A 9,968-nucleotide genomic window follows, 5' to 3' on the forward strand; every position below is an offset into this window, starting at 1 on the left:
AATCAGGACACGCCCCGGTCAGTCATAGCCGGGGCGGAATTGATTCGCGTTACCGGTTGAAAGGACCCCGTATCAACAGACAAGAACGCCCCGGATACCGATCCGGGGCGTCCCTGATTTCACTGCGGGTCTGCCCGGATCAGCCGCGTTCCTCGATGATCGTCACCAGATGCGGGATCTTGGCGACCATGCCGCGGATCGAGGGTGTATCCTCCAGCTCGCGAGTGCGGTTCATCTTGTTCAGGCCCAAGCCTTTCAGCGTTTCGCGCTGGATGGCGGGGCGGCGGATCGGGCTGCCGATCTGCTTGACGACGATGGTCTTGGCCATAATTCTTGCTCCTTACGCTCCGACGGCTTCGGCTTGCGCCTCGGCCGGCTTGTCGTTCGAGGCCAGGATGTCGGCCACCTTCTTGCCACGACGCTGTGCGACCGACCGGGGACTGGCCTCTTTCCTCAGGCCGTCCAGCGTGGCGCGGATCATGTTGTAGGGGTTCTGCGAGCCCAGCGATTTCGCCACGACGTCCTGAACACCCAGCATCTCGAAAACGGCGCGCATCGGACCGCCGGCGATGATCCCGGTGCCCGGAACGGCGGTCCGCATCACCACGCGGCCGGCGCCATGGCGTCCCTCGATATCGTGGTGCAGGGTGCGGCCGTCCCGCAGCGGCACACGCATCATGTTGCGCTTGGCCTGTTCGGTCGCCTTGCGGATCGCCTCGGGAACCTCCTTGGCCTTGCCCTTGCCGAAACCGACACGGCCGCGCTGGTCGCCGACGACGACCAGGGCCGCAAAGCCAAAGCGCTTGCCGCCCTTGACGGTCTTCGACACCCGGTTGATCGCGACCAGGCGATCGGCGAATTCCGGGTTCTCTTCGCGAGGCTGGCGGCCGCCCCGGCGATTGTCACGTTCTGCCATCAGGCATTCCTTCATATCGGGCGCGATCCGCGCCGTTGAAACCGATCCAGGTGGGCAGGAAACGCCCCCGGATCATCGGGGTGGCGCGGCCCTTTCGGACAGCGCCACCCGCAGCGATCAGAACTTCAGGCCGCCCTCGCGGGCGGCATCGGCCAGAGCCTTCACCCTGCCGTGGAAGATGAAGCCGCCACGGTCGAACACGACTTCCTCGACACCGGCTTTCTTCGCGCGTTCGGCGATGGCCGTGCCGATCTTGGCGGCGGCCTCGACGTTGTTCTTTCCGACCAGGCCGAAATCCTTCTCCAGCGTGCTGGCCGAAGCCAAAGTCACGCCCTTCAGGTCGTCGATGACCTGAACCGAGATGTTCTTGGAGGAACGGTGGACCGACAGGCGCGGCCGACCGCTGTTTTCGGCCCGCAATTTGTTCCGCACGCGCAGGCGGCGCTTCTGGAACAGCTGTTGCTTTTTCAGTGCCATTTCATGCGCCCCTTACTTCTTCTTGCCTTCCTTGCGGAAGACATATTCGCCCTTGTAGCGAATGCCCTTGCCCTTGTAGGGCTCGGGCTGGCGCCACTCGCGGATATTGGCCGCGACCTGGCCGACCAGCTGCTGGTCAATGCCTTCCACTACGATTTCGGTCTGCTTCGGCGCGGTGATCGTGACGCCGTCCGGGGTCTCGAAATTCACCTCGTGGCTATAGCCCAGGGACAATTTCAGGGTCTTGCCCTGCATCTGCGCCCGGTAGCCCACGCCCTGAATCTCCAGTTCCTTCTTGAAGCCGTCCGACACGCCGACCGTCAGGTTCTCGACCATCGAACGGGTCATTCCCCATTGCTGGCGCGCGCGCTTCGACGAGCCGCGCGGCTTGACCGCGACGGCGCCGTCTTCCAGGACCAGATCGACGTCATCGGTCGCGGTGAAACTGCGGGCGCCTTTCGGGCCCTTCACCTCGATCGTCTGACCCTTCACTTCGGCCGTCACGCCCTTGGGCAGTTCGACCGGCTTCTTACCAATCCGAGACATCTGCTGCCCTCCTCAGAATACGGTGCAGAGAACTTCGCCGCCGACATTGGCGTTGCGAGCCGCTGCATCCGACATGACACCCTTGGGGGTCGACACGATCGAAACGCCCAGGCCCTGGCGGACCTGCGGGATTTCCCGGGCGCCGGCATAGACGCGGCGGCCCGGTTTCGACACGCGCGACAATTCCCGGATCACCGGGGTGCCGTCGTGGTATTTCAGGCCGATTTCCAGCTCGTTATGGCCTTCATCGGTCGTCACTTCTTCATAACCGCGGATGTAGCCTTCCGCCTTCAGCACGTCCAGAACCCAGGCCCGAAGCTTGGAGGCCGGGGTGCGAACGGTCGATTTGCCACGCATCTGAGCGTTGCGGATGCGGGTCAGCATATCGCCGAGAGGATCGTTCATGTTCATTTTCGCCCCCTTACCAGCTCGATTTGACCAGACCGGGGATCTGACCTTGCGAGCCAAGCTCGCGCAGCATGATCCGCGACAGTTTCAGTTTGCGGTAATACGCGTGCGGACGCCCGGTCAGTTGGCACCGGTTGTGCAGCCGCGTGGCCGAGGAATTGCGCGGCAGGTCGGCCAGCTTCAGCGAAGCCTTGAACCGCTCTTCCATCGGGCGGGACTGGTCGTTGATGACCTCTTTCAGGGCCGCGCGCTTCTGGGCGTATTTCGCCACCATGCGCTCGCGCTTCTTCTCGCGCTCGACCATCGATTTCTTTGCCATATCTCTTTCCCTCCGCGATCAGCTGTTGAACGGCATGTTGAAATGCTTCAACAGCGACTTCGCTTCCGCGTCGGTCGTCGCGGTGGTGCAGATGATGATGTCCATCCCCAGAACTTCGTCGACCTTGTCGAAGTTGATTTCCGGAAACACGATGTGCTCTTTCAGGCCCATGGCGTAATTGCCACGACCGTCGAAAGAGGTGCCCTTGACGCCGCGAAAGTCGCGGACGCGGGGCAGCGCGATGTTGATCAGGCGGTCCAGGAATTCATACATCCTGTCGCCGCGCAGCGTGACCTTGGCACCCAGCGGCATCTCTTCGCGGACGCGGAAACCGGCGATCGAGTTCTTGGCCTTGGTGATGACGGCTTTCTGACCGGCGATCAGCGACAGCTCTTCGGCGCCCTGCTTGACCTTCTTGGTGTCCTTCACGGCCTCGCCGATACCCATGTTCAGGACGATCTTGTCCAGACGCGGGATCTGCATGTCGTTCTTGTAGCCGAATTCTTCCTTCAGCGCGGGCTTGATCGTCTCGCGGAACTGCGTCTTCAGGCGCGGCTGGTATTTGGTTGCGTCCAGCATCAGATCACGTCTCCCGTGGTCTTGGCGAAACGGACCTTCTTGCCATCTTCCTCGCGGAAGCCGACGCGGGTCGCTTTGCCGTTCTTGTCCATCAGTGCCAGGTTCGACAGGTCGATCGGCATGGCCTTGGGCACGCGGCCGCCCTGGCTGTTCTGCGACTGGCGGGTGTGGCGGATCGCGATGTTGACGCCGTCCACGATGGCCTTGTTGTCCTTGGGCATGACGGACGTGATTTCGCCCTGCTTGCCCTTGTCCTTGCCGGCCAGCACGACGACCTTGTCGCCCTTCTTCAGCTTGGCAGCCATCACAGCACCTCCGGCGCGAGCGAGATGATCTTCATGAAGTTCTTGGCGCGCAGTTCACGCACGACCGGTCCGAAGATCCGGGTGCCGACCGGCTCGCCCTGGTTGTTCAGGATAACGGCGGCGTTGCGGTCGAAGCGGATCGAGGTTCCGTCCTCGCGCTTCACTTCCTTGGCGGTCCGAACGACGACGGCCTTGCGGACATCGCCCTTCTTGACGCGGCCCCGCGGAATGGCTTCCTTGACGGAGACGACGATGATGTCGCCCACCGACGCATAGCGACGATGCGAGCCACCCAGGACCTTGATGCACTGCACCCGGCGTGCGCCGGAATTGTCAGCGACATCCAGATTGGTCTGCATCTGGATCATAGGTTTACTCCCGACCTTTGGGGACCGGCCCTTCCGGCCCCAGGGTTTCGATCATTTCTGATCTGTGATGAAGGACTTAAGCCGAGACGGCTTCGTCCGTCAGGACAGTCCAGCGTTTGGTCTTCGAGATCGGCGCGCATTCGGCGATGCGAACGGTGTCGCCGACCTTGAACCGGTTCTCCGCGTCATGGGCGCGGAACTTCTTCGACATCCGCACGGTCTTGTGCAGCAGCGGATGCTTGAAGCGGCGCTCGACCAGGACGGTGACGGTCTGCTCGTTCTTGTCCGAGACGACCTTGCCTTGCAGGATGCGTTTGGGCATGGGCCGGGCTCCTTAGTTCGAGGCAGCGGCGTCGGCCGCTTTCTGGTTCAGTATGGTTTTCACACGCGCCACGTCGCGGCGCACAGCGCGCATCCGGGCGGTATTTTCAAGCTGGCCTGTAGCCTGCTGGAAGCGCAGGTTGAAGGCCTCTTTCTTCAGCGCAACAAGCTGATCCTTCAGCTGGTCGGGCGTCTTCGATTTCAGTTCCTGCGCGTCCATGCGCGTCGTCCTTTCCCACATCACCGGAGAGCCCCGGATTGGCCGGGCCACCCTGATTCCGGTGGAGTTTCGTGATGAAGGCCTGCCCATACAGCCAGAGCCCGGTTCATGCAACCCCTTGCCGGCTTTTTCCGGCAAATGGCAAACCCCGCCGTTTCCGGCGGGGCGTATTGGTATCAGACGCGCCTCGGCGCGCGCGCCCTACCAGTCCTCGCGCGCGACGATGCGGGTCAGGACCGGCAGTTTCATCGCGCCCAGACGCAAGGCTTCGCGGGCGATGGTGTCGCTCACGCCGTCGATCTCGAACATGATCCGGCCCGGATGGACGCGGGCGGCCCAGAAATCGACTGAGCCCTTCCCCTTGCCCATCCGCACTTCGGTCGGTTTCGACGAGACCGGCACGTCCGGGAAGATCCGGATCCAGACCCGGCCCTGACGCTTCATGTGGCGGGTGATCGCACGGCGGGCCGCCTCGATCTGCCGGGCGGTCACGCGCTCGGGCTCGACCGCTTTCAGCGCGAAAGAGCCAAAGTTCAGATCGAACCCGCCCTTGGCGTTGCCGTGGATCCGGCCCTTGTGCTGTTTGCGGAACTTCGTCCGTTTCGGTTGCAGCATTGTTTCGTCTCCTTAGCGGGCGTCGCGGCGCGGACCACGCGGAGCCGGACCTTCCTGCGCCTCGGCGGCCTTGCGGTCGCGAGCCTGCGGGTCATGCTCCATGATCTCGCCCTTGAAGATCCAGACCTTCACGCCGATGATCCCGTAGGGGGTCATCGCCTCGGCCAGCGCATAATCGATGTCGGCGCGCAGCGTGTGCAGCGGCACGCGACCCTCGCGATACCATTCGGTCCGCGCGATCTCGGCGCCACCCAGGCGGCCGGCGACGTTCACCCGGATGCCCAGGGCACCCATGCGCATCGCGTTCTGAACCGAGCGTTTCATCGCACGGCGGAAAGACACCCGGCGTTCAAGCTGTTGCGCGATCGACTCGGCGACCAGCGCCGCATCGACTTCGGGCTTGCGGACCTCGACGATGTTCAGGTTCACGTCGCTCTTGGTGAAATTCGCAAGTTTCTTGCGCAGCACCTCGATATCGGCGCCCTTCTTGCCGATGATCACGCCCGGACGCGCGGCATGGATGGTCACGCGACACTTCTTGTGCGGACGCTCGATGATGACGCGGCTGATGCCGGCCTGCTTGGCCTCTTTCTTGATGAAGTCCCTGATCTTCAGGTCTTCCAGCAGAAGATCCCCATATTCCTTGTCATCGGCATACCAGCGGCTGTCCCAGGTGCGGTTGACCTGGAGGCGCATCCCGATAGGGTTGACTTTCTGACCCATTACGCTTGCTCCTCGACTTGGCGCACCTTGATGGTGATTTCCGAAAACGGCTTCATGATCTTGCCGTAGCGGCCGCGCGCCCGCGGACGGCCACGCTTCATCACCAGATTCTTGCCGACCCAGGCTTCGGCGACGACCAGGTTGTCGACGTCGAGACCGTGGTTGTTCTCGGCATTCGCGATGGCCGATTGCAGGCATTTCTTCACGTCGCCGGCGATGCGCTTGTGCGAGAAGGTCAGATCGGCCAGGGCGCGATCCACCTTCTTGCCGCGGATCAGCTGAGCCACCAGATTCAGCTTCTGCGGCGAGGTGCGAAGCATCTTGGTCTTCGCGAAAGCCTCGTTCTCCGCCACGCGGCGCGGATTTGTTTCCTTACCCATGACGATTACTTCCTCTTGGCTTTCTTGTCCGCCGCGTGACCGTAATAGGTCCGGGTGGGCGAGTATTCACCGAATTTCTGGCCGATCATCTCTTCGGAGACATTCACGGGGATATGCTTATGCCCGTTATAGACGCCGAAGGTCAGACCCACGAATTGCGGCAGGATGGTCGAGCGGCGCGACCAGATCCTGATGACGTCGGATTTTCCGGATTCGCGGGCTTTTTCCGCTTTCTTGAGCACATAGGCATCAACAAAGGGGCCCTTCCAAACAGAACGTGCCATAGCTTAACGCCCCTTCTTCTTCGCGTGACGCGAACGCAAGATGTACTTGTCGGTCGCCTTGTTCGAGCGGGTCTTCTTGCCCTTGGTATCCTTGCCCCAGGGCGTGACCGGCGTGCGGCCGCCCGAGGTGCGACCCTCACCACCACCATGCGGGTGGTCGATCGGGTTCATGGCGACACCGCGAACCGAAGGACGGATGCCCTTGTGGCGGTTGCGACCGGCCTTGCCCAGGTTCTGGTTCGAATGATCGGCATTCGACACCGCGCCGATGGTGGCCATGCATTCCTGGCGCACCATCCGCAATTCGCCCGAGGACAGGCGGATCTGGGCATAGCCGCCATCGCGACCGACGAATTGGGCATAGGTGCCCGCCGAACGCGCGATCTGGCCACCCTTGCCGGGCTTCAGTTCGACGTTGTGGACGATCGTGCCGATGGGCATGCCGCTGAAGGGCATGGCATTGCCCGGCTTCACATCGACCTTGGTGCCGGCGACGATCTTGTCGCCCATGGCCAGACGCTGCGGCGCCAGGATATAGGCCCGCTCGCCGTCTTCATAGCTGATCAGCGCGATGAAGGCGGTGCGGTTGGGATCGTATTCGATCCGCTCGACAATGCCCGTCACATCGACCTTGTTGCGCTTGAAATCGACGATGCGATACAGGCGTTTCGCCCCGCCGCCCTTGCGGCGCATGGTGATCCGTCCGGTGTTGTTCCGACCGCCCTTCTTCGTCAGACCCTCGGTGAGGGATTTGACGGGGCGACCTTTCCAAAGCTCCGAACGGTCGATCAGAACCAGCCCGCGCTGGCCAGGCGTCGTCGGTTTGTACGACTTCAATGCCATCTTTCTGTCTTCCGTTGCTCTGGACCGATCTGGTCCGTTTCAGTCAAACGATTGCGGCCCCGGCTGGTCCGGGGCCGCGCAATCGCGGCCGTCGATCAAAGTCCGGTCGAGACGTCGATCGAGTTGCCCTCTTCCAGGGTCACATAGGCCTTTTTCACGTCGCTGCGGCGACCAAGCTGGCCGCGAAAGCGTTTCTGCTTGCCCTTGGTGATGGTGGTGTTGACCGCCTTCACCTTGACGCCGAACAGGGCCTCGATCGCGTCCTTGATCTGCGGCTTGCTGGCATCCTTGGCGACCTGGAAGACAACGCCGTTGTTCTCCGAGGTCATCGTGGCCTTTTCGGTGATGACCGGTTTCACGATCACATCGTAATGTTCTGCTTTCGCGCTCATTTCAGACGAGCCTCCAGAGCTTCGACACCCGCCTTCGTGATCACCAGCGTGTCACGCTTGAGGATGTCATAGACATTCGCGCCGATCGAGGGCAGGACGTCCACGCCATCGAGGTTGCGCGCGGCGCGGGCAAAGCCCTCGTTCACGTCCGAACCGTCGATGACCAGCACCCGCTTCCAGCCGTTTTCCCGGACGGCCTTGGCAACGGCCGAGGTCTTGGCGTCGTCGAGGTTCAGATCCTCGACGATCACCAGTTCGCCGGCGGTGGCCTTGGCGGACAGGGCATGTTTCAGGCCAAGCGCGCGCACCTTCTTGGGCAGATCAAAGGCGTGGCTACGCGGGGTCGGACCCTTGTAGGTGCCGCCGTGACGGAAGATCGGCGCCTTCTTGGACCCGTGGCGCGCACCGCCGGTGCCCTTCTGGCGATAGATCTTCTTGGTCGAATAGCTGACATCCGACTTGCCCAGCACCGAATGCGTGCCGGCCTGCGCCTTGGCGCGCTGCCAGCGGACAACGCGCTGCAGGATGTCGCCGCGCGGCTCCAGCCCGAAGACCTCGTCGGCCAGCTCGATGGACCCGGCCCTGCCAGAGTCCAGCTTGATCACATCGAGTTTCATTCCTTGTCTCCTTCGGGCGCGCCGTCGGCCGAACCAGCGGACTGGTCGGCATTGGGATCGGCTGCGGCCTTGTCGGCGTCGATCTGCGCCTCGGCTTCCTTCAGCGCGGCCTCTTCTGCGGCGGCGGCTTCGGCAGCGGCAGCCTCGCGGGCGGCCTCTTCCTCGGCGGCGGCGGCGGCGGCGGCTTCCTCGGCGGCGCGATGAGCAGCCTCGGCGGCCGATTTCAGCGCGGCGGGATAGATCACGTTGTCAGGCAGCGCCTTCTTGACCGCGTCCTTGATCGTGACCCAACCACCCTTCGAGCCGGGAACCGAGCCCTTGACCATGATCAGACCGCGATCGGAATCGGTGCGCACGACCTGCAGGTTCTGGGTCGTGACGCGCACTGCGCCCAGGTGGCCCGCCATCTTCTTGCCCTTGAACACCTTGCCCGGATCCTGGCACTGGCCGGTCGAGCCGTGCGAGCGGTGGCTGATCGACACACCGTGGCTGGCGCGCAGACCGCCGAAATTGTGCCGCTTCATGGCACCGGCAAAGCCCTTGCCGATCGAGGTTCCGGCGATGTCCACGAACTGGCCGGCAAAGTAATGGTCGGCCGTGATCTCTTCGCCCACATTGATCAGGTTTTCTTCGGCCACGCGGAATTCCGCGATCTTGCGCTTGGGCGCGACCGAGGCCTTGGCGAAATGACCGCGCATCGCGGCGGTCGTGCGCTTGGCCTTGGCCACACCGGCGCCCAGTTGCACGGCGGCATAGCCGTCACGCTCGACGGTGCGCTGATCGACGACCTGAAGGCTGTCCAGTTGCAGGACGGTGACGGGAACCTGACGGCCATCCTCGAGGAACAGGCGCGTCATGCCCAGTTTCTTGGCGATAACACCAGTACGCAGCATGGGTTACCTCCTTACACCTTGATCTCGACATCCACGCCGGCGGCGAGGTCGAGCTTCATCAGCGCGTCAACCGTCTGCGGCGTCGGGTCAACGATGTCCAGCAGGCGCTTGTGGGTGCGGATCTCCCACTGGTCGCGCGACTTCTTGTCGATATGCGGGCCACGCAGGACGGTGAATTTCTCGATCTTGTTCGGCAGCGGGATCGGGCCGCGGACGGTCGCGCCCGTGCGCTTGGCGGTGTTGACGATTTCCTGGGTGCTGGCATCCAGCACGCGGTAATCGAACGCCTTCAGCCGAATTCGGATATTCTGACTTTGCATCGTCATCCCTCGGTCTCTGAGGGTTTCAGTCGAGAGGCTGACCACGCACCACGCGGGGCCAGCGTCGGACCGTATGAAAAACTGCAAGGCCGCCCCCTTAGCGGACGGCCCTGGCCACGGCAAGCGATTCTTGATGCATCGGTTGCGATGGCGCGCTTATGCGGAAAACCGGCGACGCCGTCAACCCTCGACAAGGCATTGCCCCGGACAATGCGGCGCCCATGTCGAAAGTCTCCGAAACCTCGCCTTCCGGCCGTCGGGGCGCGACCATGCGCCGCGCCATTCCCGGCATCGTCTGTATCGCAAAAGGCCCGCCCTTTCCGGGGCGGGCCTTTCATGTTGGCTTGCTGCGCGGGCGCGCAGTTGCGCGATCACTCGATGATCTTGGAGACCACGCCGGCGCCGACGGTGCGGCCGCCTTCGCGGATCGCGAAGCGCAGCT

At 63.0% G+C, this 9,968-nt stretch carries 21 protein-coding genes; all 21 read right to left on the reverse strand.

The genetic code is table 11. The features are described 5' to 3' along the window. Positions 1 to 139: 139 nt before the first annotated feature. Positions 140 to 328, reverse strand: coding sequence for a 50S ribosomal protein L30 (gene rpmD / locus AC13CR_RS11270; protein ID WP_292958516.1), 189 nt, complete (start codon positions 326 to 328; stop codon positions 140 to 142). A 12-nt stretch (positions 329 to 340) separates the two neighbouring features. Then, positions 341 to 916 carry a 30S ribosomal protein S5 gene (gene rpsE / locus AC13CR_RS11275; RefSeq protein WP_292958514.1) on the reverse strand — a complete coding sequence of 192 codons (576 nt, stop codon included), beginning with the start codon at positions 914 to 916 and terminating at the stop codon, positions 341 to 343. A 117-nt stretch (positions 917 to 1,033) separates the two neighbouring features. After that, positions 1,034 to 1,393 (reverse strand): 50S ribosomal protein L18, encoded by a 360-nt coding sequence (gene rplR / locus AC13CR_RS11280; protein WP_292958512.1) that lies wholly within the window; start codon positions 1,391 to 1,393, stop codon positions 1,034 to 1,036. 12 nt (positions 1,394 to 1,405) lie between these two features. After that, entirely contained in the window at positions 1,406 to 1,939 is a 534-nt protein-coding gene (gene rplF / locus AC13CR_RS11285; protein ID WP_292958510.1) for a 50S ribosomal protein L6, read from the reverse strand. Positions 1,940 to 1,951: 12 nt separating this feature from the next. Continuing rightward, positions 1,952 to 2,350 carry a 30S ribosomal protein S8 gene (gene rpsH / locus AC13CR_RS11290; RefSeq protein WP_292958662.1) on the reverse strand — a complete coding sequence of 133 codons (399 nt, stop codon included), beginning with the start codon at positions 2,348 to 2,350 and terminating at the stop codon, positions 1,952 to 1,954. Positions 2,351 to 2,360: 10 nt separating this feature from the next. Then, positions 2,361 to 2,666 (reverse strand): 30S ribosomal protein S14, encoded by a 306-nt coding sequence (gene rpsN / locus AC13CR_RS11295; protein WP_292958508.1) that lies wholly within the window; start codon positions 2,664 to 2,666, stop codon positions 2,361 to 2,363. Positions 2,667 to 2,684: 18 nt separating this feature from the next. Beyond that, positions 2,685 to 3,245 carry a 50S ribosomal protein L5 gene (gene rplE, locus AC13CR_RS11300; protein WP_292958506.1) on the reverse strand — a complete coding sequence of 187 codons (561 nt, stop codon included), beginning with the start codon at positions 3,243 to 3,245 and terminating at the stop codon, positions 2,685 to 2,687. Beyond that, entirely contained in the window at positions 3,245 to 3,550 is a 306-nt protein-coding gene (gene rplX, locus AC13CR_RS11305) for a 50S ribosomal protein L24 (protein ID WP_292958504.1), read from the reverse strand. Before rplX ends, rplE begins: the two co-directional genes overlap by 1 nt. Beyond that, complete coding sequence (gene rplN, locus AC13CR_RS11310) at positions 3,550 to 3,918, reverse strand: 50S ribosomal protein L14 (RefSeq protein WP_010400243.1); 369 nt, start codon at positions 3,916 to 3,918, stop codon at positions 3,550 to 3,552. The genes rplX and rplN overlap by 1 nt, the downstream gene beginning before the upstream one ends. 76 nt (positions 3,919 to 3,994) lie before the next feature. Continuing rightward, positions 3,995 to 4,240: a 30S ribosomal protein S17 gene (rpsQ, locus tag AC13CR_RS11315; RefSeq protein WP_292958464.1), complete on the reverse strand. Its 246-nt coding sequence runs from the start codon at positions 4,238 to 4,240 to the stop codon at positions 3,995 to 3,997. Between the two features lie 12 nt (positions 4,241 to 4,252). Continuing rightward, positions 4,253 to 4,459 (reverse strand): 50S ribosomal protein L29, encoded by a 207-nt coding sequence (gene rpmC, locus AC13CR_RS11320; protein ID WP_292958462.1) that lies wholly within the window; start codon positions 4,457 to 4,459, stop codon positions 4,253 to 4,255. A gap of 201 nt (positions 4,460 to 4,660) precedes the next feature. After that, positions 4,661 to 5,074 carry a 50S ribosomal protein L16 gene (rplP, locus tag AC13CR_RS11325; protein WP_292958460.1) on the reverse strand — a complete coding sequence of 138 codons (414 nt, stop codon included), beginning with the start codon at positions 5,072 to 5,074 and terminating at the stop codon, positions 4,661 to 4,663. Between the two features lie 12 nt (positions 5,075 to 5,086). Continuing rightward, positions 5,087 to 5,797, reverse strand: coding sequence for a 30S ribosomal protein S3 (rpsC, locus tag AC13CR_RS11330; RefSeq protein WP_292958458.1), 711 nt, complete (start codon positions 5,795 to 5,797; stop codon positions 5,087 to 5,089). Further along, complete coding sequence (gene rplV, locus AC13CR_RS11335; protein ID WP_292958456.1) at positions 5,797 to 6,177, reverse strand: 50S ribosomal protein L22; 381 nt, start codon at positions 6,175 to 6,177, stop codon at positions 5,797 to 5,799. Before rplV ends, rpsC begins: the two co-directional genes overlap by 1 nt. A 5-nt stretch (positions 6,178 to 6,182) precedes the next feature. Beyond that, entirely contained in the window at positions 6,183 to 6,461 is a 279-nt protein-coding gene (gene rpsS, locus AC13CR_RS11340) for a 30S ribosomal protein S19 (RefSeq protein ID WP_292958454.1), read from the reverse strand. A 3-nt stretch (positions 6,462 to 6,464) separates the two neighbouring features. Further along, positions 6,465 to 7,304, reverse strand: coding sequence for a 50S ribosomal protein L2 (gene rplB, locus AC13CR_RS11345; protein ID WP_292958452.1), 840 nt, complete (start codon positions 7,302 to 7,304; stop codon positions 6,465 to 6,467). A 95-nt stretch (positions 7,305 to 7,399) separates the two neighbouring features. Next, entirely contained in the window at positions 7,400 to 7,696 is a 297-nt protein-coding gene (locus AC13CR_RS11350; protein ID WP_292958450.1) for a 50S ribosomal protein L23, read from the reverse strand. After that, positions 7,693 to 8,313, reverse strand: coding sequence for a 50S ribosomal protein L4 (gene rplD / locus AC13CR_RS11355; RefSeq protein ID WP_292958448.1), 621 nt, complete (start codon positions 8,311 to 8,313; stop codon positions 7,693 to 7,695). Before rplD ends, AC13CR_RS11350 begins: the two co-directional genes overlap by 4 nt. Continuing rightward, positions 8,310 to 9,206: a 50S ribosomal protein L3 gene (gene rplC / locus AC13CR_RS11360; protein ID WP_292958446.1), complete on the reverse strand. Its 897-nt coding sequence runs from the start codon at positions 9,204 to 9,206 to the stop codon at positions 8,310 to 8,312. The genes rplD and rplC overlap by 4 nt, the downstream gene beginning before the upstream one ends. Positions 9,207 to 9,217: 11 nt before the next feature. After that, positions 9,218 to 9,526, reverse strand: a complete 309-nt coding sequence (rpsJ, locus tag AC13CR_RS11365) for a 30S ribosomal protein S10 (protein ID WP_042247848.1) — start codon at positions 9,524 to 9,526, stop codon at positions 9,218 to 9,220. Between the two features lie 371 nt (positions 9,527 to 9,897). Then, positions 9,898 to 9,968, reverse strand: a 71-nt coding sequence (locus AC13CR_RS11370; RefSeq protein ID WP_209223782.1) for an EF-Tu C-terminal domain-related protein, incomplete at its 5' end; no start/stop codon positions are given.

Source organism: Paracoccus sp. L-17, assembly GCF_056857655.1.

Bases quoted from the DNA above. Each gene is read 5' to 3' on its own strand.
- rpmD (WP_292958516.1), bottom strand. From the start codon at position 328: ATGGCCAAGACCATCGTCGTCAAGCAGATCGGCAGCCCGATCCGCCGC.
- rpsE (WP_292958514.1), bottom strand. From the start codon at position 916: ATGGCAGAACGTGACAATCGCCGGGGCGGCCGCCAGCCTCGCGAAGAG.
- rplR (WP_292958512.1), bottom strand. From the start codon at position 1,393: ATGGCACTGAAAAAGCAACAGCTGTTCCAGAAGCGCCGCCTGCGCGTG.
- rplF (WP_292958510.1), bottom strand. From the start codon at position 1,939: ATGTCTCGGATTGGTAAGAAGCCGGTCGAACTGCCCAAGGGCGTGACG.
- rpsH (WP_292958662.1), bottom strand. From the start codon at position 2,350: ATGAACATGAACGATCCTCTCGGCGATATGCTGACCCGCATCCGCAAC.
- rpsN (WP_292958508.1), bottom strand. From the start codon at position 2,666: ATGGCAAAGAAATCGATGGTCGAGCGCGAGAAGAAGCGCGAGCGCATG.
- rplE (WP_292958506.1), bottom strand. From the start codon at position 3,245: ATGCTGGACGCAACCAAATACCAGCCGCGCCTGAAGACGCAGTTCCGC.
- rplX (WP_292958504.1), bottom strand. From the start codon at position 3,550: ATGGCTGCCAAGCTGAAGAAGGGCGACAAGGTCGTCGTGCTGGCCGGC.
- rplN (WP_010400243.1), bottom strand. From the start codon at position 3,918: ATGATCCAGATGCAGACCAATCTGGATGTCGCTGACAATTCCGGCGCA.
- rpsQ (WP_292958464.1), bottom strand. From the start codon at position 4,240: ATGCCCAAACGCATCCTGCAAGGCAAGGTCGTCTCGGACAAGAACGAG.
- rpmC (WP_292958462.1), bottom strand. From the start codon at position 4,459: ATGGACGCGCAGGAACTGAAATCGAAGACGCCCGACCAGCTGAAGGAT.
- rplP (WP_292958460.1), bottom strand. From the start codon at position 5,074: ATGCTGCAACCGAAACGGACGAAGTTCCGCAAACAGCACAAGGGCCGG.
- rpsC (WP_292958458.1), bottom strand. From the start codon at position 5,797: ATGGGTCAGAAAGTCAACCCTATCGGGATGCGCCTCCAGGTCAACCGC.
- rplV (WP_292958456.1), bottom strand. From the start codon at position 6,177: ATGGGTAAGGAAACAAATCCGCGCCGCGTGGCGGAGAACGAGGCTTTC.
- rpsS (WP_292958454.1), bottom strand. From the start codon at position 6,461: ATGGCACGTTCTGTTTGGAAGGGCCCCTTTGTTGATGCCTATGTGCTC.
- rplB (WP_292958452.1), bottom strand. From the start codon at position 7,304: ATGGCATTGAAGTCGTACAAACCGACGACGCCTGGCCAGCGCGGGCTG.
- AC13CR_RS11350 (WP_292958450.1), bottom strand. From the start codon at position 7,696: ATGAGCGCGAAAGCAGAACATTACGATGTGATCGTGAAACCGGTCATC.
- rplD (WP_292958448.1), bottom strand. From the start codon at position 8,313: ATGAAACTCGATGTGATCAAGCTGGACTCTGGCAGGGCCGGGTCCATC.
- rplC (WP_292958446.1), bottom strand. From the start codon at position 9,206: ATGCTGCGTACTGGTGTTATCGCCAAGAAACTGGGCATGACGCGCCTG.
- rpsJ (WP_042247848.1), bottom strand. From the start codon at position 9,526: ATGCAAAGTCAGAATATCCGAATTCGGCTGAAGGCGTTCGATTACCGC.